Origin of the sequence: Streptomyces sp. NPDC097640 (genome assembly GCF_040302705.1) — a bacterium.
GTDB lineage: Bacteria > Actinomycetota > Actinomycetes > Streptomycetales > Streptomycetaceae > Streptomyces.
Genome location: NZ_JBEOSB010000026.1, coordinates 92,051 through 114,025, shown reverse-complemented (window position 1 = coordinate 114,025; position 21,975 = coordinate 92,051). Strand labels below are relative to the sequence as shown.

Annotated in this window: 15 protein-coding genes (1 of these 15 running past the window's edge); 7 read left to right on the top strand and 8 right to left on the bottom strand. The window is 70.4% G+C overall.

Annotation, left to right across the window (positions count from 1 at the left end):
* Nucleotides 1-11: 11 nt before the first annotated feature.
* Nucleotides 12-4,145 carry a Pls/PosA family non-ribosomal peptide synthetase gene (locus tag ABTY62_RS34075; protein ID WP_352133276.1) on the bottom strand — a complete coding sequence of 1,378 codons (4,134 nt, stop codon included), beginning with the start codon at nt 4,143-4,145 and terminating at the stop codon, nt 12-14.
* Nucleotides 4,146-4,429: 284 nt separating this feature from the next.
* Between ABTY62_RS34075 and ABTY62_RS34070 the strand changes: the two genes are divergently transcribed.
* A complete protein-coding gene (locus tag ABTY62_RS34070; protein ID WP_352133275.1) occupies nt 4,430-6,259 on the top strand; it encodes an FAD-binding dehydrogenase in 1,830 nt (609 codons plus the stop codon).
* A 75-nt stretch (nt 6,260-6,334) separates the two neighbouring features.
* Here ABTY62_RS34070 and ABTY62_RS34065 read toward each other — a convergent pair whose 3' ends face one another.
* From ABTY62_RS34065 to ABTY62_RS34040, 6 genes are read right to left on the bottom strand one after another with little or no spacing between them, the layout of a single operon-like run.
* Nucleotides 6,335-7,051, bottom strand: coding sequence for a sulfite exporter TauE/SafE family protein (locus ABTY62_RS34065; protein WP_352133274.1), 717 nt, complete (start codon nt 7,049-7,051; stop codon nt 6,335-6,337).
* Nucleotides 7,048-8,112: an ABC transporter ATP-binding protein gene (locus ABTY62_RS34060; RefSeq protein WP_352133273.1), complete on the bottom strand. Its 1,065-nt coding sequence runs from the start codon at nt 8,110-8,112 to the stop codon at nt 7,048-7,050. The genes ABTY62_RS34065 and ABTY62_RS34060 overlap by 4 nt, the downstream gene beginning before the upstream one ends.
* Nucleotides 8,105-9,118: an ABC transporter ATP-binding protein gene (locus tag ABTY62_RS34055; RefSeq protein ID WP_352133272.1), complete on the bottom strand. Its 1,014-nt coding sequence runs from the start codon at nt 9,116-9,118 to the stop codon at nt 8,105-8,107. Before ABTY62_RS34055 ends, ABTY62_RS34060 begins: the two co-directional genes overlap by 8 nt.
* Nucleotides 9,115-10,095 carry an ABC transporter permease gene (locus ABTY62_RS34050; RefSeq protein ID WP_352133271.1) on the bottom strand — a complete coding sequence of 327 codons (981 nt, stop codon included), beginning with the start codon at nt 10,093-10,095 and terminating at the stop codon, nt 9,115-9,117. The genes ABTY62_RS34055 and ABTY62_RS34050 overlap by 4 nt, the downstream gene beginning before the upstream one ends.
* Nucleotides 10,096-10,109: 14 nt before the next feature.
* Nucleotides 10,110-11,039 carry an ABC transporter permease gene (locus ABTY62_RS34045; protein WP_352133270.1) on the bottom strand — a complete coding sequence of 310 codons (930 nt, stop codon included), beginning with the start codon at nt 11,037-11,039 and terminating at the stop codon, nt 10,110-10,112.
* Nucleotide 11,040: 1 nt separating this feature from the next.
* Complete coding sequence (locus ABTY62_RS34040) at nt 11,041-12,636, bottom strand: ABC transporter substrate-binding protein (RefSeq protein WP_352133269.1); 1,596 nt, start codon at nt 12,634-12,636, stop codon at nt 11,041-11,043.
* A gap of 295 nt (nt 12,637-12,931) precedes the next feature.
* Here ABTY62_RS34040 and ABTY62_RS34035 point away from each other — a divergent pair, with 295 nt between their 5' ends.
* The 4 genes from ABTY62_RS34035 to ABTY62_RS34020 are packed head-to-tail and all read left to right on the top strand — an operon-like array spanning nt 12,932 to nt 17,222.
* Nucleotides 12,932-13,900 (top strand): 2-hydroxyacid dehydrogenase, encoded by a 969-nt coding sequence (locus ABTY62_RS34035; RefSeq protein ID WP_352133268.1) that lies wholly within the window; start codon nt 12,932-12,934, stop codon nt 13,898-13,900.
* A gap of 57 nt (nt 13,901-13,957) precedes the next feature.
* Entirely contained in the window at nt 13,958-15,232 is a 1,275-nt protein-coding gene (locus ABTY62_RS34030) for a glucarate dehydratase family protein (protein ID WP_352133267.1), read from the top strand.
* A 7-nt stretch (nt 15,233-15,239) separates the two neighbouring features.
* A complete protein-coding gene (locus ABTY62_RS34025) occupies nt 15,240-16,238 on the top strand; it encodes a 2-hydroxyacid dehydrogenase (RefSeq protein ID WP_352133266.1) in 999 nt (332 codons plus the stop codon).
* Between the two features lie 42 nt (nt 16,239-16,280).
* Nucleotides 16,281-17,222, top strand: coding sequence for an NAD-dependent epimerase/dehydratase family protein (locus ABTY62_RS34020; RefSeq protein ID WP_352133265.1), 942 nt, complete (start codon nt 16,281-16,283; stop codon nt 17,220-17,222).
* Between the two features lie 17 nt (nt 17,223-17,239).
* Here ABTY62_RS34020 and ABTY62_RS34015 read toward each other — a convergent pair whose 3' ends face one another.
* Complete coding sequence (locus tag ABTY62_RS34015) at nt 17,240-17,815, bottom strand: helix-turn-helix transcriptional regulator (RefSeq protein ID WP_311723955.1); 576 nt, start codon at nt 17,813-17,815, stop codon at nt 17,240-17,242.
* An 806-nt stretch (nt 17,816-18,621) separates the two neighbouring features.
* Here ABTY62_RS34015 and ABTY62_RS34010 point away from each other — a divergent pair.
* Nucleotides 18,622-19,656: a GDP-mannose 4,6-dehydratase gene (locus ABTY62_RS34010; protein WP_352133263.1), complete on the top strand. Its 1,035-nt coding sequence runs from the start codon at nt 18,622-18,624 to the stop codon at nt 19,654-19,656.
* 322 nt (nt 19,657-19,978) lie between these two features.
* A protein-coding gene (locus ABTY62_RS34005; RefSeq protein ID WP_352133262.1) for a type I polyketide synthase crosses the window boundary here: on the top strand, nt 19,979-21,975 show its beginning. The gene runs 26,866 nt beyond the window's last position; 1,997 of the gene's 28,863 nt are visible here — the first part of the coding sequence; the start codon lies at nt 19,979-19,981; its stop codon lies off the right edge, out of view.

Below are 21,975 nucleotides of genomic sequence, written 5' to 3'. Positions count from 1 at the left end.
ACGAGGCCGGTTCACGGCTCCTGTCCCCCCGGCGGGAGGGCACTCTCGACCGCCGGGTTGCCGCGCCACTGGGCGTGCGCCGGTACGTGTTCGCCCTTCATCAGGAAGGAGTCGGCGTCGATGCGGGCGTCGTCGCCGATGACCACGCCGTAGTGCAGGAAGGCGCTGGTGCCGAGCGTGCAGCGGTTGCCGACGACGACGCGGTCGGACTTGAAGACACCTTCTTCGAGGGAGTGTGCCTGGATGATGCTGCCCGCGTTGAGGACGCAGTCGTCGCCCACCCGGGTGAGGGTCCGCTCCAGGATCCGGCAGCCGTCGTCGAAGACCCGGTGTCCCATGCGGACGCCGAGCAGCCGCCAGATGGCGGGCTTGAAGGGGGTGCCGTTGAAGAGGGCGAGGTAGTGGATGGTCGGCACCTTCCAGTACCGCTCGTGCCGCCAGAAGGGCCGCTCGTAGACGGAACAGAACCGTGGCCGCAGCCGGCCGAACCCCAGCACGGCCCGCTCGACCGCGACGAAGAAGGCGACGGTGAAGACGAGCTCGAGCAGGATCGTGCCGAATGTCTCCAGCCAGTACAGCCCTTCGCTGTTGGCCAGCGGGAGCATGGCGATCAGCAGCAGGCCATAGACGTACAGGCATCGCACGGCCAGGAACAGGGCCATGGTCACGGCGTTGTGGCGGTTCTTGGCGGCGAGGCCGCGCCGCAGCTCGGGTCCCGTGGCGAGGTGGTCGAAGCGGCGGTCGCGCTCGACGGAGCGGGGAATCTCGATCGGGGGCGAGCCGAGCAGCCCGGTGTTCTCCCTGAGCGGACCGCTGACCGGGATCATGACCTTGGTGGCCAGCAGACAGTTGTCGCCGGTCCTGCCGCCGGCCGGATAGACGATTTTGTTGCCCAGGTAGTTGTGGCTGCCGATGACGGCCGGTGCGGTGCGGAAGGAGGTGCTGGAGAACTCGGCGTTCGCGATGGACAGCCCGTCGGAGACCATGCTCCCGGTGCCGACGCGGCTGAGCGAGGGCACCTCGTGTTTGAGCATCGCGCCGAAGTTGGTCCCTGTCTGCTGGATCGGTGCCAGACGGTAGCCGAGGGCCTTCAGATAGTGCACGCTCGCCGAGCTGTCGCCGAACAGGGCGATGTGGAAGCGGGTGTTGGCCAGCCGGGCGACGGTGCGCTGGAGTGCGAATCGGGCTCCGTACAGCGGGTAGACCGTGTCCGGCCTGAGGGGAAGGGACAGCAGGCGCGACAGGGCCGGGATGAGGACCGCCCCGAGGAGGGCGAGACCGAGGATCGCCGCCGCCGCGATCTCCAGGCCCTCGGCGTAGTACGCCCAGTGTCCCGGGCCGACCGTCCCGGTGACCGTGTGGATCAGCGCGGGCCGTGAATCCAGCAGCGCGGCGACGGCCACGTCCGTCACGCCCACGGTGGTCGACAGCACCAGCAGCAGTACGAGGCAGTGGCACACGCGCCGCAGCCGGCCGCAGCGCCCCGGCGGAACGGTGAGGTAGTCGCACCCGTCCGGCGCGGGCTGGGCGGGCGAGCCATGCCAGCACTGCCCGGCCGGTATCGACTGGCCTTCGTGCAGCGAGGAGGCATGGCCGAGCTGGGCTCCGTCGCCGAGGCGAGTGCCGATGTCGAGCGTGCTGCGCTCGCCGACGAAAGCGCCGCGGCCGATGGACACCGGGCCGGTCTCGATGACCCCGTCGCGTGCCCGGTAACCGCTGAGGAAGGTGTCCTTGCGGATCACGGTGTCGGCCCCGACGGTCAGCAGGTCGGTGCAGACCGGCACCCACCGGGTGAAGATCAGGGTGCGTGGGCCGATCTTGGCCCCGAGCGCCCGCAGATACAGCGTGAACAGCGGCGTTCCGACGGCCAGCCGGGCGATCGGGTTGGCGCCGACCAGGGTTCTGACACACCAGAAGCGGAAGTAGGCCATGCTCCACAGCCGGATGCGCTTCGGTTTCCACCGCCCGATGAGAGTCCACTTGGCGGCGATCGGCAGCAGCGCCGCGCAGCACAGCGCCGCGGCCCCGAGGGCGACCGCGCGCTCGTAGACACCGAACCACCCTTGCCCCCGCGCCATCCAGCCGGTTCCCACGTCCAGCGCCACCGCGGCCAGACACGCGTACACCAGGAACACCAGGCCCTGAAGGATCGCGCACAGCACATACCGGGGTGTGCCCACGGCCGGAGCGGCCGGCTGCCGCGATACGCGGTCCGGCACGGCCCGGGCGGGGGGTGGCACATCGCTCAGGGCGGTGGCGAGGCCGCGCACCGTGGGATGCAGATAGACGTCCTTCATCGACACACCGGGCAGGTCCGGACGCTCGCGGACGGCCGCGTTGAAGCGTGCCATCAGCAGGGAGTTGGCCCCGAGGTCGTCGAAGAAGTGGCTGTCCACGGAGACCCGCTCGACCTGGAGGACCCCGGCCAGCAGCTCGGCCAGCGCCCGTTCGGCAGCGGTGCGCGGCGCCGCGTAGTCGCCCTGTGCGGTGAGCCGGCGCGGGCCGGTTGGCTTCGGCAAGTGCCGGCGATCGGCCTTGCCACCGGGCAGCGTCGGTATCGAGGCGAGGTGTTCGAGATGGGCGGGGACCATATAGCCGGGCAGCCGTTCCCGCAGGTGCGCCATGGCCTGCTCGGGGTCCACGGCCATGCCCTCGCAGGTGGTGTAGTAGGCGCACAGCTCCACGTTCCCCGGGGTGGTTTCCTGGCCGCTGACCACCGCTTGGGCGATTCCGGGCACGCGCAGCAGCACCGACTCGACCTCGGTCGGCTCGACGCGATATCCACGGATCTTGACCTGGGTGTCAATCCGGCCGTGGTGCTCGATCTCGCCGTGTGTGTTGATCCTGCCCAGGTCCCCGGTGCGGTAGATCCTGCCGGAGGGGTTGCCGGGGATATCGAGAAAGTCCGGCACGAAGGCGTGTTCCGTCACCTCGGGCCGGTTGAGGTAGCCGCCGGCCAGCCCGATGCCGCCGATCGCGATCTCGCCCATCGTGCCCGGCGGCAGGGCCGTGTTCCGTTCCGGATCGAGGACGGCGATCGAGTACGTCGGCAGCGGGACACCGATCGTCACCGGCCGGCCGGCGGCCAGCAGGGTCCAGGTGGCCGTGACGGTCGCCTCGGTCGGGCCGTAGACGTTGAGGAAGCGCCGGTCGGGGCGGCACCAGCGGGTGACGAGGTCCTGCGGGCACGACTCCCCGGAGACCAGCAGAAACCGCAGCGCCGAGGTGTTCTCGTCCAGCGTGGCCAGCAAGGTGGGAACGCAGCACAGGGCCGAGATCCGCCTCTCGCGCAAAAACGCGTCCAGCTCGGCACCGAGCAGGCTCGGCCCCTGGGGCCTGGGCACCACGGTGGCACCGGCCATCCAGGGCACCCATGTCTCCTCGACCGAGAAGTCGAACGCGATGGTCATCCCCTGGTAGACCCGGTCCTCGGTCCTGATGCCATAGACCTCCGAGGCCACCGACACGAAGTTGCACACCGCGGGGTGTCCGATGGCCACCCCCTTCGGGCGGCCGGTGGATCCGGAGGTGTAGATGACGTAGCACAGGTCGTCGGCCGGGTCCCCGACGGACAGTGGATCGAGGCGCTCGGGGGACTGCGCCGCGATCCCCGCCCGCGCCCGGTCCAGACACAGCAGCCCGACGCCGTCGGCGAGACGTTCGGCCCGTTCGGCGAGCCGGGAGAGCGACAGGACCATGCGCAGCGAGGCGTCGGAAGCGATGTACGACAGACGATCCGGCGGAAACCCGACGTCGAGGGGCACATACACGGCGTGCGCCTTCAGCACCGCCAGCATCCCGGTATAGGCGTCCACCGCCTCGTCGAGCAGCAGCCCGATCCGGTCGCCCGGCCGTATGCCTCCGGCCATCAGGAAGCGGGCGAGCCGGTTGGCTTCGGCGTCGAGTTGCGCGTATGTCAGGGCCACCTCACCGGCGTCCACCGCGAGCCGGTCCCCGTCCCCCTGCGCGCGCATCCGGTCGCAGCGCTCCTCGAACAACCGCTCAAGGCGGTCGCCCTTCCGCCACTGGACGGAACCGTCCCATCCGGCGCAGGTGAGCAGTCCGTCCGGGCGCCCCTGCGACGTCGGCGCCCAGTCACCCGGCGACCCCCGCTCACCCGCATCGTTCCGGCCACGTCCCGACATAAGGCCTACCTCATGGCGTATCGACAAGGGGAGCCCATAAAGGGCTTTTAGGTCGGGGTACCCCTTTTGTTTGCCATCACACGGCTCCTGCCGTACCGGCCGGAATCCCTGCCTTGTCGCCGACGGAGCGTGGCGGTCGTGTCACCGTCCGCCGCGGCGGGCGGCTGGTGGCGCGGCACTCTGGCGGCCGGACACCCCCTGGGCTACCGTCGGTAACACCCTGCCGCCTCGGTAGTCCCACGCACATCTCCCGCGCCCTCGGCCCCCCTTCCGGAAGGCAGCCCATGGAGAACCTCAGAGCAAGCTCCGCAGCGCAGCACGGGCTCGGCTCGGAGCCCCCCGCCGGACTCACCCGCCGCCACGCCCTGACGGTGGCGGGCGGCGTGCTCGCCGGCGCGGCGCTCGCCCAGGCGGCGGTCCCGGCCTTCGCCGCGCCCGCGGCGTCGGCGGACGCGGACGCGATCGTGGTGGGCCACGGGCTGGCCGGGCTGGTCGCGACGGCCGAGCTGGCCGCCGCGGGACGCAAGGTGCTGCTCCTGGACCAGGAGCCGGAGAGCAATCTGGGCGGGCAGGCGTTCTGGTCCTTCGGCGGCCTGTTCTTCGTGGACTCCGACGAGCAGCGGCTGATGGGCATCAAGGACTCGCGCGAACTGGCCTGGCAGGACTGGCTGGGCACGGCCGGCTTCGACCGGGGGATCGACGACCCGGCCGGCCAGGACCACTGGGCGTACAAGTGGGCCGAGGCGTATGTGGACTTCGCCGCCGGCGAGAAGCGGTCCTGGCTGTACGGCCTGGGCGTGCGCTGGTTCCCGATCGTCGGCTGGGCCGAGCGCGGTGGCGGACTCGCGGACGGGCACGGCAACTCGGTGCCCCGCTTCCATGTCACCTGGGGCACCGGACCGGCCGTCGTCGAGCCGTTCGAGAAGAAGGTGCGGGACGCGGCGGCGGGCTCCAAGGTGACCTTCAAGTTCCGGCATCGCGTCGACGGCATCGTGACGACCGGCGGCGCCGTCACCGGCGTACGCGGCGCGGTCCTGGAGCCGAGCGACGCCGCGCGCGGCAAGCCCAGCTCCCGCACCGTGGTGGGCGAGTTCGAACTCCGCGCCCCTGTCGTGATCGTCACCTCCGGCGGCATCGGCGCCAACCACGACCTCGTACGGCAGAACTGGCCGGCCCGCCTCGGCACCCCGCCGAAGTTCATGGTCACCGGCGTGCCCGCGCATGTGGACGGCCGCATGCTCGCCATCACCGAGAAGGCGGGCGGACGGATCGTCAACCCCGACCGCATGTGGCACTACACCGAGGGCCTCAGAAACTACGACCCCATCTGGCCCGGCCACGGCATCCGCATCCTGCCCGGCCCGTCGTCCATGTGGTTCGACGCCACCGGCAAGCGCTTCAACACGCCCGACATCCCCGGGTACGACACCCTGCACACGCTCAAGTCGATCACCGACTCCGGCCATGACTACTCCTGGTTCGTCACCACCCAGAAGATCATCGCCAAGGAGTTCGCGCTCTCCGGCTCCGAGCAGAACCCGGACCTCACCGAGAAGAACATCTGGAAGCTGCTGTCGCGGATCTGGCAGACCCCGGAGCCGATCGAGAAGTTCAAGGAGAAGGGGGCCGACTTCGTCGTCGCCTCCACGCTCCCCGAGCTCGTCGCGGGCATGAACAGGCTCACCGGCGACGGCCTCATCGACCTGGCCGACCTCAAACGGCAGATCGACGCCCGGGACCGGGAGATCGACAACCCGTACACCAAGGACGTCCAGGTCATGGGCATCCGCAACGCGCTCAGCTACCCCGGCGACTCGCTCAGCCGCACCGCCCCGGCCCACAAGATCCTGGATTCCGGCGCCGGGCCGCTGATCGCCGTGCGCCTCAACGTCCTCACCCGCAAAACGCTCGGCGGCCTCCAGACCGACCTCTCCGGCCGTGTCCTGGACTCCACCGGAACCCCCATACCCGGTCTCTACGCGGCCGGGGAGGTCGCGGGATTCGGCGGCGGCGGCGTCCACGGCTACCGCTCCCTGGAGGGCACCTTCCTCGGCGGCTGTCTGTTCTCCGGCCGGCAGACGGGACGCGCGGCGGCGGCCGCCACCGCGTCCTGAGGCCGGAACGCGCCGGGCGCCAAGACGGATACCCCGCGGGCGCCCGCGCGTGTCACGCCGGCGCCCGCGTCGGAGTCAGAGCAACTGCTGGATCACCAGGACGGTCGCGCTCGCCACCGCGAGCCCCATGGCGGCGGCCCTGGTGCGCCGCATGTCGAGTCTGCTGGACAGCGGGCGGGCGAGCAGCACACCGATCACCGCGGCCGGGGCCAGCAGGGCGGTGTACCGCAGGCTGTCCTTGTGCACGGCTCCCGTCGCCGCCAGCGAGGCCAGGCTCATCGCGGAGCCGGCCAGGAAGAAACCGCTCATCGTGGAGCGCAGCTTCGGGCCGCTCAAGCGCTGCCACACCATGGCCATCGGCGGCCCTCCGATGGAGGTGGCCGTGCCCATCACCCCCGACACCAGGCCGGCCAGCAGCACGGACCGCCGTCCCGGCCGCGGTACGAAGCCGCGCAGACTCACCGCGACGCCCAGGAGGACGACGCCGGCGACGAGGAACGCGAGGTGCCGGGCGGGCAGCACGGCGACCAGCACCGCGCCGCCCACGACGCCCGGCACCCGGCCGACCAGCGCCCACCCCGCTCCTCGTATGTCCGCGTGTCCGCCTTCCAGCGCCACGACCGCGGCCGTGACCCCGGTGGCCAGCAGCAGGACCACCACCGGGGTGAGCGAGGGGTCCAGTATCGCGATCACCGGGGCGGCGAGCAGGCCGAGGCCGAAGCCGATGGCGACCTGGAGCAGCGACCCGATCGCCACGGTGATGAAGAGCAGGGCGAACTCCGGCAGGCTCATGCTCCCGTCGTCCCGATGCCCAGCGGGAAGTGGCACAGGGCCTCGTGCGCCTCCGGCCCGGTGTCCGCCGCTCCTTCGCGCGTGACGGCCGGGGGAGCGTGGTCGCCGCACAGGGCCTCGCTCTTCCAGCAGCGGGTGCGGAAGCGGCAGCCCGACGGAATGTCGAACGGGGAGGGGATCTCCCCGCGCAGCTGGATCTCCTCGTCGCGGGTCCGCCCGGAGACGTCGAGCGTGGGCGCGGCCGACATCAGGGCGGCGGTGTAGGGGTGCAGGGGCCGGTCGAAGACGTCTTCGGTGCGGCCGTGTTCGATGACCTTGCCCAGGTACATCACCGTCACCCGGTCGGATACGTGCTTGACCACGGACAGGTCATGGGAGATGAACACGTAGGAGACGCCGAGCCGTTCGCGCAGCTCGGAGAGCACATTGAGCACCTGGGCCTGCACCGACAGGTCCAGCGCGGACACCGGCTCGTCGCACACGATGAGATCGGGGTCGAGCGCGAGCGCCCGCGCGATGCCGATGCGCTGCCGCTGCCCGCCGGAGAACTCGTTCGGGTAGCGGTGGGCGTCGCTCTCCCGCAGTCCGACCAGGGACAGCAGCTCACGCACCCGCCGCTCCCGGTCCTTCGCCGTGGGCACGATGTCGCGGTGGGTGCGCCACGGCTCACCGATGAGGTCGGCCGCGGACATCCGGGCGTTGAGCGAGGCGAACGGGTCCTGGAACACCATCTGCACCCGGCGGCGCCAGGCCAGCAGCTCCTTGCCCTTGAGGGTGAACGGATCGGTGCCGTTGAAGCGCACCGTGCCCGAGTCGGGCCGCTCCAGCCCGAGCACCACCCTGGCCAGGGTCGACTTGCCGCATCCGGACTCGCCCACCAGGCCCAGGGTCTCGCCGCGCTCGAGCCGTACGTCGACTCCGTCCAGCGCGGTCAGGCGCCGGCGTCCGTGGCCGAACGACTTGGTGACGCCCTTGACCTCGAGCAGGGGCGGGGAGCCGGCCGGGCCCCGTGGGTGTGTGGCGGTGGTTTCGGTGACGTGGATCCCCGATGTATCAGTCACGGTCGAGCTCCTCGGAGAAGTGGCAGGCGGCCGAGCGTGAGGCGCCGACGGACACCAGCTGAGGACGTTCCTCGGCACAGCGTTCCCTGGCCAGCGGGCATCTGGCCTGGAAGACGCAGCCGGGCGGGACCGCGCTGAGCTCGGGCGGGCTGCCCGGTACGGCGGGCAGCGGGCGGCCCCTGACGGCGTGTTCGGGAACGGAGTCGAGCAACCCCTTGGTGTAGGGGTGGCGGGGGCGGGCGAACACCTCCCGCACCGGGCCGGTCTCCACCACGTTGCCCGCGTACATGACGACCACGTCGTCGGCACGCTGGGCGACCACCGCCAGGTCGTGGGTGATCAGGACGATCGCCATGTCCCGCTCGGTCTGGAGGTCCCGCAGCAGCCGCATGATCTGCGCCTGCACGGTGACGTCGAGCGCGGTCGTGGGCTCGTCGGCGATCAGCACATCGGGGTCGAGGGCCACGGCCATCGCGATCAGCAGCCGCTGGCGCATCCCCCCGGAGAACTGATGTGGGTACGAGCGGGCCCGCAGCCGTGGCTCGGGAATCCCGACCCGGGTCATCAGCTCGATCGCCTTCTCCCCGGCCTCGCGCCGCGACATCCCGCGGTGGATGCGGAACGGCTCGGCGAGCTGCCTGCCGACCGGCTGCACGGGGTTGAGCGCGGTCAGCGCGTCCTGGAAGACGATCGAAAGACCGGGTCCGGCGAGCTTTCTGCGGCCCGCCCGGCTCAGCCGCAGCACATCGGTGCCGGACACCCGCACGGAACCGTCCGTCACCTCGGCCACCGGGTCGAGCAGTCCGACGATGGACAGCGCGGTCATGGACTTCCCGCAGCCGGACTCGCCGAGCAGCGCCAGCGTGCGGCCCTTGTGCACGCTGAAGCTGACGTCGTCGACGGCGCGGACCGTGCCGGAGGGGGTGCGCAACTCGACGCGGAGCCCCTCGACCTCGAGCGCGGCATGACCGGCCGCGGTGGGCGCGGGCAGGGTTGACGGCTTCATGCGATCACCTCCGAGGGAACAGCGGCCCGGGCTCCGCGCCGCTTCTTGGGCAGCGTCAGACGCCAGCGCTGGGCGGGATCCGTGGCCAGGCGCACCCACGCGGCGAGCACCGTGGCCGACACCGTGGTGAGTACGATCGCGATGCCCGGCAGTACGGCGATCCACCAGGCGGTCTGAAGGTACTGGCGCCCCTGGGCCACCATCAGGCCCCAGCTCACATCGGGGGGCTGGATCCCGATGCCGAGGAAACTCAGCGACGACTCGGTCAGCATGACGAAACAGAAGTCGAGCGTGGCCACCGTCAGCAGCGTCGGCAGCGCGATCGGCAGAATGTGCCGGTAGATGATCTGCCAACTCGGGGTGCCGAAGGTCCGGGCCGCGTCGACGAACAGACGGCTTCTCAGCTCGGCCGACTCCGCGCGGGCGGTGCGCAGATAGACGGGGATGCGGGCGACGGCGAGGATCAGCACGATGTTCAGCGCGCTGGGCGCGAAGACGTACAGCACGACCACCGCGATCAGCAGGGACGGGAAGCTGAGGATGACATCGGCCACGCGCATCGCGATGTTCTCGCGCCAGCCCCCGTGGTAGCCGGCCCACATCCCCAGCGTGGAACCGATCAGCAGCGAGCACAGCACCGCGGGCACCGCGACGTACAGCGTCGTCCCGGCGGCCTCGATCAGCCGGGCCACCACGCTGCGGCCCAGCACGTCCGTGCCGAGCAGCCCGTAGAAGCCGTGGTCGAGGGACGGCGGGCGCAGCGAGGCGCGGAGGTCCTGGCGGGTCGCCCGGTCGCCGATGAACAGCCGGCCGAACAGCGCCACCAGGAACACCAGGGAGAGGATGACGGCGGCGACGGCCGCGCCACGGTCCCTGCCGAGCAGCAGCCACCAGCGGGGCGGACGGGTGCGCGGCGCGGGGGTCTCCCCGGCGGGACGGTCAACAGCGTCGGCGGGACGGTCGACGGGGTCGGTCATGGTGGCTCCTTCGCTCACGCCGGCACCGCCTGGCGCACTCGGGGGTCGATCAGGGCGTGGCAGACGTCGACGAGGATGTTCAGCGCGAAGATCGTCACCGCGGTGATCAGGACGGCGGCCTGGAGCACGGCGAAGTCGCGCTGGAGAATCGAGTCGATCATGAGTTTGCCGATCCCGGGCCAACCGAAGATCGTTTCCACGATCACCGCGCCGTTGACCAGACCGACGGTGAGATCCCCGGCGACGGTCAGCACGGGCGTGACGGCGTTGCGCAGGGCGTGCCCGAACACGACGCGCCCGGCGCCGGCCCCCTTGCTGCGGGCGACCTTGACATAGGGCGCGGAGAGGGCGCCGACCATGCTGCCGCGGACCACCTGCACCAGCACGCCGAACGGGCGGATCAGCAGGGTGGCGATGGGCAGCACCCACACCTCGGGGCCGCCCAGGGTGCCGGAGGTCGGCAGCCAGCCCAGGCCCACCCCGAAGACGAGCACACCCATGATCGCGAACCAGAAGTCGGGGATGCTGGCTGCGATCATCGACAGCAGACCGGCGATCCGGTCGATGAGCGAGTTGGGCCGGTAGGCGGCGAGGCTGCCGATCAGCAGTGCGCCGAGGATCGCCAGCAGCATGGTCATACCGGCGAGTTGGAGGGTGACGGGGAACGCGTCGAGCACCATGGTGGCGGCCGACTGCCCGGTGCGCAGGGACGTGCCGAAGTCGAACTGCACGGCCTGGCCGAGGTAGTCCCACAGCTGCACCGGGATGGAGTCGTCGAAGCCGTGCGCGGCGGAGAACTCGGCGCGCTGCTGCGGGGTGGCGCTCAGCGGCAGGTAGAGGTCGACCGGGTTGCCGGTCAGGCGTGCCAGGCAGAACACGCCCAGCACCACGAACACCAGGGGGATCGCGCTGGAGATGATGCGCTTGCCCAGGAAGGAGGTCATATCAGTGCTTCCCCGCCTTCGCAGGGCTGACCTCGGCCAGCCGCATCTCGTCTCCGGTGGCGGAGTTGGGCCGGTAGTGGACCGACGGCGACAGACCCAGCAGTCCGCGCATATGGGCCAGGTAGGCGAACTGCGCCACCTTCTTGTTCTGGTAGGCGAGCAGATCGGCGAAGGCCTTCTCGCGGGCCTTGCCGGACAGCGCGTTCGCCGCGGCGATGCGCCGGTCCAGCTCCTTGGTGCCGAACGTGGACTGGGGGCCGTCGCTCAGCAGGTACTGGCTGGTGGTGAAGGCCGCGTCCCCGGCCTGGTTGCCGTGCTGGACCAGCATCGCGATCGGCCCGACGCCGCGGGGCAGCGGGCGCAGCTGGTACTGGAGACTGGTGGCCGTGTCCGCCATGCGAATCCTTACGTTCAGCCCTATCTGATCCATCTCGTACTGGAGGGCCTCGGCCGTCTCCGCGATCCCGGCGAACTGGCCGTTGCGCGCGACGATGGTGATCCGCCGCTTGACGGGGACGCCGTCGGCGGCCGCCTCCTTGACCAGCGCGCGGGCCGCGTCCACGTCGTACGAGGGCGGGACGAGGTCGTCGTTGTGGCCCACCACACCGGGTGGGACGAGTTGCGCGGCGGGCTTGGCTTTCCCGTCGAGCAGGGCGTCGATGATGCCGTCGCGGTCGATGGCCATGCCGATCGCCTTGCGCACCCGGATGTCGTCGAGCGGTGCCTCGCGGCCGTCAAGACGCAGGGCGGTCGTCTCGTTGTTGGGGTAGGCGACCGAGTTGTCCTTGGTCGCGTCCATGGGGTCCAGCGATGTGGTGATGTCGGCCTCGCCCTTGTTGATCATGGCGGCCCGGACACTGGCATCGCTGCGCCAGACATACGTGGCCCGGGGGTAGGCGGGGGCCTTCCCCCAGTACTTGCCGTAGCGGGCCAGGGAGATCGAGACACCGGTCTGCCACTCCTTGACGGCGTAGGGGCCGGTGCCGATCGGTATGCGCACCTTGGCCTTGGAGTCGGTGGTGCGCGGCACGATCTCGATGAAGCTGAGCCGCAGCGGAAGGATGGGGTCGGCCTTCTTGGTGGTGACGGTCAGCCGGGTGGGGGAGACGGCGCGCACATCGAGCTTGTCGTCGCCGAAGACATAGCCGTCCACATTGCAGGCGAGGTCGGAGTTGACGGCGCGGTCGATGGAGAAGGCGGCGTCTTTCGCCGTGAACGGCTGCCCGTTCTGGAAGGTCACGCCGGAGCGGATGTCGAAGGTCCATGTCGTGGGCTTCGTCTGCCGCCAGCCGGTCGACAGCAGCGGTTCCAGCTTGCCCGAGGTGGGGTCCCGTTCAATCAGCGGTTCGGTGATGTTGGAGCGCACCACGACACCGGTCGCGGTGGTCGATGACTCGCAGGGCTCCAGGGTCGGGGGTTCCTGGGTGAGTACCACACGTAGGGTGCGGCCGTCCGCGCTGCCCGCGTCACCCGCGGCGTCGCTGTTCGCCACGGCGCACGCGCTGGTCAGCAGCATCGTGCCCGCGGTCAGGAGGGTGAGGGCCGGGCGAACCCGGCCCGGTCCTGGGCGCGGGATGGAGCGTACGGAGGACTTCATCGTCGGCGTATCTCCGAAAGGGCTGAAGTGGTGCTGCCCGAGACGCGACTGTCGACATGGCTGTCCATACATGCGTACCCGGTCTGCATTTGTAAACGCCGAAGCTAAGGCTGAGGTGCGGGGGCGTCAAGAGATCTGACCAAAGCGACGATTGGCAAGGTTGACCAGGTCGGGGCGAGGGCCCCGGCCGCTCACATGATGCGGAGAAGGTATTGATCAATACACTTTGAGTCTTAGACAGGCATCGAAATCGGCCATACGCTCCCGGCCATTCCACAAGAACGGGAGTGGCCCCATGTCCTCAACTGGCAACGACGGCACTGACGGCACTGTTCTTCAGGTGTGTCCGCTGCTGCCGGCCCTGGAGACCGCGCTGGCCGAGCACCATCACACCGTGAAACTCGCGGATCTGCCCGACCCCGCCGCCTATCTGCGCGACCACGGCGCCGAGGTGGTGGCCGCGGTGACCAGCGCGCGGATCGGAGTGTCGAACGAGCTGATGGACGCCCTGCCCGCGCTCCGCGCGATCGTCCACTTCGGAGTCGGCTACGAGACCACGGACGTCTCCCGGGCCCGCGCGCGTGGCATCGATGTCAGCAACACCCCGGACGTGCTCACCGACTGCGTGGCCGACCTCGCCGTCGGCGCCCTGATCGATGTGATGCGCCGCCTGTCGGCCGCCGACCGCTTCGTCCGCCGCGGCGCATGGGCCTCGGACACCTTCCCCCTCGCGGCCAAGGTGAGCGGGAAACGCGTGGGCATCCTCGGGCTCGGCAGGATCGGCCGCGCCATCGCGCGGCGGCTGGAGGGCTTCGGCGTGGAGCTCCTCTATTTCTCGCGCACGCCCGTCGAGGATGTGCGCTATCGCCGGGTGTCCTCGCCCACCGAGCTCGCCGCGGAATGCGACGCGCTGGTCGTGGCGGTCGCCGGGGGCGGCGCCACCCAGGGCCTGGTCTCGGCGGAGGTGCTCGAGGCGCTCGGCCCTCGGGGCTACCTGGTGAATGTCTCGCGGGGCAGTGTCATCGACGAGCCGGCACTGGTGGACGCCCTGGTGAACGGCGGGATAGCGGGCGCGGCGCTCGATGTGTTCGCGGACGAGCCCCACGTTCCGAAGGCCCTGCTGGACCTCGACACGGTCGTGCTGCTGCCGCATATCGCCAGTGCGACACACGAGACGCGTGAGGCCATGGGCGAGCTCACGTTCCGCAATCTGCATCACTTCATGACCGAGGGCACGCTTGTCACGCCGGTACCGACGCATTGACAGCCACATCGCCCCTGTTTACAAATGAAGACACCAGCTACATATGAGGATGGTGTTATGGCCAGGCCGGCTGAACGCATCGCCGACGTCACCGTCACCCCGGTGGCGTTCCGGGACTACCCCCTGCTCAACACGGTGGGAGTGCACGAGCCGTACGCGCTGCGCTCCATCGTGGAAGTCACCACCGAGGGCGGCGTCACCGGCGTTGGCGAGACCTACGGCGGAACCGTGCACCTGGAGCGGCTGCGCCGGACCGCCGAGGAACTCGTCGGCATGGACGTCTGGAGCCTGAACGACCTGCTGCTGCGCACCCGTCGCTCGCTCGGTTCGGACACCTCCGGAGGGGACGGCATGTCCGGCATGGTCACCGGCAGCAGCACGGTGGACCGGGTCGTGTCCCCGTTCGACGTGGCCTGTCTGGACATCCAGGGCAAGCTGGTGGGACGGCCGGTCAGCGACCTCCTCGGCGGCGCCGTGCGCCCCAGCGTGCCCTACAGCGCCTACCTCTTCTACAAGTGGGCGGGACACCCGGGCCAGCCGGACGACGACTGGGGCGCCGCGCTGGACCCGGAGGGATTGGTCGAACAGGCCCGCCGCATGATCGACCAGTACGGCTTCTCCTCCATCAAGCTCAAGGGCGGTGTCTTCCCTCCTGACGAGGAGATCGCCGCGATCCGCGCCCTGCGGGCGGCCTTCCCCGACCTGCCGCTGCGGCTCGACCCGAACGCCGCCTGGAGCGTGGAAACCTCGCTGCACGTCGCGCGCGAACTCGACGGCACCCTCCAGTACCTGGAGGACCCGACCGAGGGCATCGCCAACATGGCGGCCGTGGCCGGGCGGACCGACACCCCCCTGGCGACCAACATGTGCGTCGTCTCCTTCGACGACCTCGCCCCCGCCGTCGCCCAGGGCGCGGTGGGCATCGTACTGTCCGACCACCACTTCTGGGGCGGGCTGCGACGCTGCGCACAGCTCGCCGCGATCTGCGAGACCTTCGGCCTCGGCCTGTCCATGCACTCCAACTCCCACCTGGGCATCAGTCTCGCCGCGATGACCCATCTGGCCGCCGCCACGCCACGGCTGACCTACGCCTGCGACACACACTGGCCGTGGAAGCAGCCGGACGAGGACGTGATCGCCCCAGGAGTCCTGCGGTTCACCGAAGGGCGGGTCGAGGTGCCCACCGCCCCGGGCCTCGGCGTCGAGCTGGACCGGGACGCGCTCGCGCGGCTGCACCAGCAGTACCTCGACTGCGGGCTGCGCGACCGCGACGACACCGGCTACATGCGCCGCTTCGACCCCGCGTTCGAGCCCAAGACGCCCCGGTGGTGACCGCGCCATGCGCATCATGCTCAACCACCGCATCCTGAGCAGGTTCACCGAGCGGCTGAGGACACTGACCGACGGCCGGCACGAGTGGCTCGAGGCCTCCGACTGGGACCCGGAGCGGATCGCCGGCGCGATTGCCGACGTCGACGTGTACGTCGGCTCACAGCTCGGCGAGGACGACGCGCGGCGGGCCCGACGGCTCCGTCTCGTCCACGTGGTCGGCGCGGGCTACGACGGCATCCCCCTGGAGGCGCTGGGGCCGGAGGTGACCGTGGCCAACACCCACCACCACGGCAGATCTATCGCCGAACACGTCCTGATGTGTGTGCTGATGCTGTCCCGGCGCGTGCTCACCGCCGATCGGGAGCTGCGCGCCGGGCGGTGGCGGAACGTCGCCGTCGACCCCGAGCTGCCCTTCGGTGACACTCTGCGGGGGCGGCGCGTCGGCGTCATCGGCTTCGGGGAGACGGGGGCGGAGATCGCCCGGCTGTGCCAGGCGGTCGGCCTGGGCGTGCGGGCCGTGCGCCGCGATCCATCGGCCCCTCTGCCGGCGGATCTGCGACCCGACTGGGTGGGCGGCACGGACCGGCTCCCGGAACTGCTGGCCGAGTCCGACGTCGTCGTGGTCACCGTTCCGCTGGGTCCCGCGACCCGCGGACTGATCGGACCGGCCGAACTGGCCGCGATGGGCCGCCACTCCCTCCTCGTCAATGTCGCCCGCGGCCCCGTCGTCCAGGAGGAGGCCCTGTACGAGGCGCTGTCGGCCGGCACCATCGCCGGCGCGGCCCTCGACGTGTGGTGGGCAGGCCCTCCGCACGCGCCGAGCCGCCTGCCGTTCCACACCCTGCCCAACGTGGTGATGACACCGCACAACTCCGGCCATACCGAGGAGACCTTCGCCTCCCGGGCCACGGAGATCGCGGCCAACATCACCTGCCTGGAACAGGGGAGTCCGCTCACCGACGTGGTACGCCCCGGCCGTGCGACCACGCACCCGCTTCCCGGCTGACGCGGGCGCGAAGGCAACACGCGCTCGCGCTAGTGTGCGTGTGTGAGCCTTCATGTCGTGATGGGATTCGGGCCCGCCGGAGCCGCCACCGCCCGGCTGCTGGTCGAACAGGGGCATTCGGTACGGGTCGTCACCAGGTCCGGCCGAAGCCCGGAGCCTGGCATCGAGCACGTGGCGCTGGACGCGGCGGACTCGGAGCGACTGATCGCGGCCGCGCGGGGCGCGGCCGCGATCCACAACTGTGCCGCACCGCCCTACCACCGCTGGACGCGTGACTGGCCGCCGCTGGCCGCGTCGGTCTGCGCGGTGGCCGAGGAGACCGGGGCCGTGCTGGTCATGCTGGGCAACCTCTACGGCTACGGCCCGGTGGACGGCCCCATGACCGAGGCGCTGCCGCTCGCCGCGACCGGTCCCAAGGGGCGCGTGCGCGCCGCCGTCTGGGAGCAGGCGCTGGCACTGCACGAGCAGGGCCGTATCAAGGCGGTCGAGGTGCGGCCCTCGGACTTCTTCGGGCCCGGCGTGACCGACGGCGGACACCTGGCGGCCCGTGTCATGCCTCGACTGCTGCGCGGCAAGCCGGTCTCCACGCTCGGGGACCCGGACGCCCCGCACAGCTGGAGCTATCTCCCCGATGTGGCCCGGGCCCTGGTCGAGGTCGCGGGGGACGAACGGGCCTGGGGGCGGGCCTGGCACGTGCCGACGGAGCCCGCGCTGTCCGTCCGGGAGATGGTCGGCCTCCTCGCCGCGCGGGCGGGAACGGGGCCGGTCGCGGTGCGCGGGCTGTCGCCGGCCGTACTGGGTCTCGCATCGGTCTTCTCCCCGCTGCTCCGCGAACTGAAGGAGATCCGCTATCAGTTCGACCGGCCGTTCGTGGTCGATTCGAGCGCTTACGAAGCAGAGTTCGCAGGACGGGCCACCCCACTCGACGAGCAGGTCGAGGCGACCGTGGACTGGTGGCGTGAGCGGCTGTCCGCCACCGGGTGACGAGAGGGACGGCCGGTCTACTTCACGAAGTCCGAGACGACCCGGGCCGGCCAGGTGCCCACGGTGAGCATGCCCGCCGAGTACGCCCGGGATATCAGGGCGGCGCGGTTCGGGGCCTTCATCTTCCGGAGCATCGAGCCCACGTGGTATTCGACGCCCTGCCTGCTGAGATAGAGCTTGGAGGCCATCTGCACGGTCGACGCGCCGGTGGCCACCCCCTCCAGGATCCGGGCCTCCAGCGGTGAGAGCAGCAGACGGCGCTGGGCGCGGGGCTCGTCCTCCGGCGACTGGTTGTCCGGCTTGACCAGGACGACGATGGCCGACAGCCCGTCCGAGGAGCCCTGGACGGCGGTCGCGGTCAGCACCCCCGAGAACGGGTGCCCAGTGGAGCGGTATCCCACGACCCGTTCGGTGAACCGGGTGCGCCGGCCGTCGTGCAGCCGCAGGAAGTGTTCGCGGAGGACGGAAGGCGAGCTGGGACGCAGCAACTCGAACAGGTTCCGGCCGCACAGCTCCGCCGAGGATCCGGCGAAGTAGCGGAAGAAGTCGTCGTTTCCCGCCTGGACCCGGAGGTCCGGATCCAGGGTGGCCATGCCTGTGCCGTACTCGGCCGTGGACACTCGGGCCCGGCTCCCTTCGTCTCTCTGACCGGGTGCCGAGTGTGTCACCGGAATGGTGTTGGAGAGGGTCAAGAGGAGTCACCTCTTTCGGTCGTTTCAGCGACGACGCGAGGGACCTTGCCCATGAAATGCTCAGGGCGCGGACCTGATGTGCGGCCTCGGCGACGTCAATTGACCATGCTTTAAGTTTGCTTTCAGTGATCCGTTTCCCCGAGCGGATCGAGGAAACGGCGGATATGTTTCGCGCTACCCCCGCGAAGGTCAACTGGTGATATCGCTAGGGGTTCGAGTGACGGGTGTTAGGCGCAGTTCCAAGTGTATATCCGAACCCCGCTCCGACCCGCTGCCCGTATGTCGCCTTGTGGTGACCGTTCTTGCCCGAGTGCCCGCGTCGGTCACCGGTTGTGTGCGGGGCGGGCAGTGTAAGAGCGGGGGCGCGGCCGCGGTGTGAAGGAGTCTCGGTGGGTGGAAACGGAATACGATCATCGGCGGGCCGAAACTGGTCAGTATCCCCTTGCCACCTGCGAGAACATGAAAAATGGCGAACCCGGAGAGGCGCTTCAAGTCTCGGAAATCCCCTAGCGTACAGCCGGTTCCTTGACATGATTCCTGAGCGGCTGTGAAGGTTGGGCTAGACAACCTCGCATTCGGAACCGGGCAACCGACCCATGGCCATTGCGGGTGTGCCTCAAGCAGTGGAATGCGTCAAATTCCCTGTGCCGCCCACTGCGCGAAAAAACCACTCGACGGTCTTTCCGTGGTCGTGGAAGGGGTCCTTTATGTCCAAGCGTGCGCTGATCACCGGAATAACTGGCCAGGATGGATCTTATCTGGCCGAACACCTGATCGCCCAGGGCTATCAGGTCTGGGGACTGATCAGGGGCCAGGCGAATCCAAGAAAGCTGAGGATCAGCCGGCTGGCCTCGGACGTCACCTTTATAGACGGCGATCTGATGGACCAGGCGAGCCTGGTCGCGGCCGTCGACGCCGTTCAGCCGGACGAGGTGTACAACCTCGGCGCCATTTCGTTCGTGCCGATGTCCTGGCAGCAGTCCGAACTCGTCACCGAGGTCAACGCCATGGGTGTGCTGCGGATGCTCGAGGCGATCCGCATGGTGAGCGGGCTGGACAAGTCCCGCGGTGGCGGCGGTGGCGGCGGGATCCGCTTCTATCAGGCGTCGTCCTCGGAGATGTTCGGGAAGGTCACCGAGACGCCACAGCGGGAGACGACGATCTTCCACCCCCGCAGCCCGTACGGCGCTGCCAAGGCGTACGGGCACTTCATCACCCGCAACTACCGCGAGTCCTTCGGGATGTACGCCGTGTCCGGCATGTTGTTCAACCATGAATCTCCGCGCCGTGGCGCGGAGTTCGTGACCAGGAAGATCTCGCTGGCGGTGGCCCAGATCAAGCTCGGGCTCCAGGACAAACTCTTCCTGGGCAACCTGGACGCGGTGCGCGACTGGGGCTTCGCGGGGGACTACGTCCGCGCCATGCACCTGATGCTTCAGCAGGACGAGCCGTCCGACTATGTGGTGGGAACCGGCCGCATCCACTCGGTACGCGACGCCGTGCGCATCGCCTTCGAGTGCGTGGACCTCGACTGGGAGGACTATGTGGCCATCGACCCGACCCTGGTCCGCCCCGCCGAGGTGGAGACGCTGTGTGCCGACAGCACACGGGCCCGCACCCAGCTGGGCTGGGAGCCGGCCGTGGACTTCCGTGAACTGATGGCCATGATGGTGGAGTCCGACCTCAGCCAGGCCTCCCGCGAACGCGACTACGGAGATCTGCTGTCGGCCACGAGCTGGTGAACACCTCCGCATAAGTTGCCCGGTGGCGCGCCGAGCGCCACCGGGCACCGTCGTGTTCCCTGGACACCGGTCCCGGATGACTAGGGGTTTCCTCGCGGGCCCGTGATGACACTGGGCTGCGGGAGCCTGGTTCGCCATCGCTCATGGCCACCACCGAGGGGCCGCGGCCGCCGCTTCCCATGTGGGGGGAAGCCGGGCGGCCGCGGACCCGCCCTTGGTGGCCCCGGCCCCGGCCGCGTGTGTCCGGTGGGTTCGGCCGCGCCGAATCCGCTCCCCTGCCCTGCGGTTTGCCTGCCGCCTGCGTCGAGACGGGTTGAGTGAGATGGACAACGAACAGAAGCTCAGGGACTATCTCAAGCGGGCGAGCGCCGATCTCCGGCGGACCCGCCGCCGGCTGGGCGAGATCGAGGCCGCGGCACAGGAGCCCATCGCCATCGTCGGGATGAGCTGCCGCTACCCGGGCGGGGTGACCGGTCCCGAGGACCTCTGGCGCATGGTCGAGTCCGGTGAGGACGGCATCTCCGGTCTGCCGGCCGACCGGGGCTGGGACCTCGGCGAGCTGGCCGGGACGGCCGTCTCCGGTGGTTTCCTGCACGACGCGCCCGAGTTCGACGCGGACTTCTTCGGGATCTCCCCGCGCGAGGCGCTGGCGATGGACCCGCAGCAGCGGGTGCTGCTGGAAGCGGCCTGGGAGGCGTTCGAGCGGGCCGGAATCGAACCGGGCACCCTGCGTGGCAGCCGGACCGGCATGTTCGTGGGCGCGATGGCGCAGGACTACCGGGTGGGCCCGGCCGACGGCGTGGAGGGCTTCCAGCTCACCGGCAACACCACCAGCGTCATGTCCGGCAGACTCTCCTACACCTTCGGCGTCGTCGGACCGGCCGTCACCGTGGACACGGCGTGTTCGTCCTCGCTGGTGGCCCTGCATCTGGCCACCCAGTCGCTGCGCGCGGGGGAGTGCTCGCTGGCGCTCGCGGGCGGCATCACCATCATGTCGAGCCCGGCCACCTTCATCGAGTTCGGCCGCCAGGGCGGTCTGTCGGCCGACGGCCGCTGCCGCTCGTTCGCCGACTCCGCGGACGGCACCGGCTGGGCCGAGGGCGTCGGCGTACTCGTCCTGGAACGGCTGTCGGACGCCCGGCGCAACGGCCACGAGGTGCTGGCCGTGGTGCGGGGCACGGCCGTCAACCAGGACGGCGCGTCCAACGGGCTGACCGCGCCCAACGGCCCGTCCCAGCAGCGCGTGATCGAGCAGGCGCTGATCAACGCCCGGCTGTCCGCCGACCAGATCGACGCGGTGGAGGCACACGGCACCGGCACGACGCTGGGCGACCCGGTCGAGGCCCAGGCCCTGCTGGCCACCTACGGCCAGAACCGCGGCGACCGGAGCCCGTTGCTGCTCGGGTCGGTCAAGTCGAACCTCGGGCACACCCAGGCCGCGGCGGGCGTCGCGGGCATCATCAAGATGGTCATGGCGATGCGGCACGGGGTGCTGCCGCGCACCCTGCACATCGACCGGCCCTCGACCCATGTGGACTGGGCGTCCGGCGCCGTGGAACTGCTGACCGAGCCGACCCCCTGGCCGGCGACGGGCGAGCCGCGCCGGGCCGGGGTCTCCTCGTTCGGCATCAGCGGCACCAACGCCCACACCATCATCGAACAGGCCCCCGCCGCGGCGCCGGACGGGGACGGGGAGGACGAGCAGGCCGGCCCCGGCGACACGGCGGCCGCGGAGGACCCGCACACCGCCGAGACACCCGAACCCGTCGCGACCCTCGACCCGGGCATGGTGCCGCTCCCGGTGTCGGGCCGGACCCCCGAGGCGCTGCGGGAGCAGGCCGCCCGGATCCGTACCCTCCTGGACACGGCCCCCGGGCCCGGCCTCGCCGACCTCGCCTTCTCGCTGGCCACCACCCGGGCGGGCTTCGAGCACCGGGCCGTCATCACCGCGGGCGAGCGGGCCACCGCGGCCGCCGCACTGTCCGCGCTGGCCTCCGACGACGCCCCCGCCGGCCTGGTCAGGGGCACCGCGCGCGCCACTCGAAAGCTGGCGTTCCTGTTCGCCGGGCAGGGCAGCCAGCGGCCGGGCATGGGACGCGAACTGGCCGAGCGCTTCCCGGTGTTCGCCCAGGCGCTGGACACCGCCGTCACCGCCCTGGACGCCGAGCTCGGCCGCCCGCTGCGCGAGGTCCTCTTCGCGGCCGAGGGCACCCCCGAAGCCGCCCTGCTGGACCGCACCGCATACGCCCAGCCCGCCCTGTTCGCCGTCGAGGTCGCCCTGTTCCGCCTGGTCGAGTCCTGGGGCATCACCCCCGACTT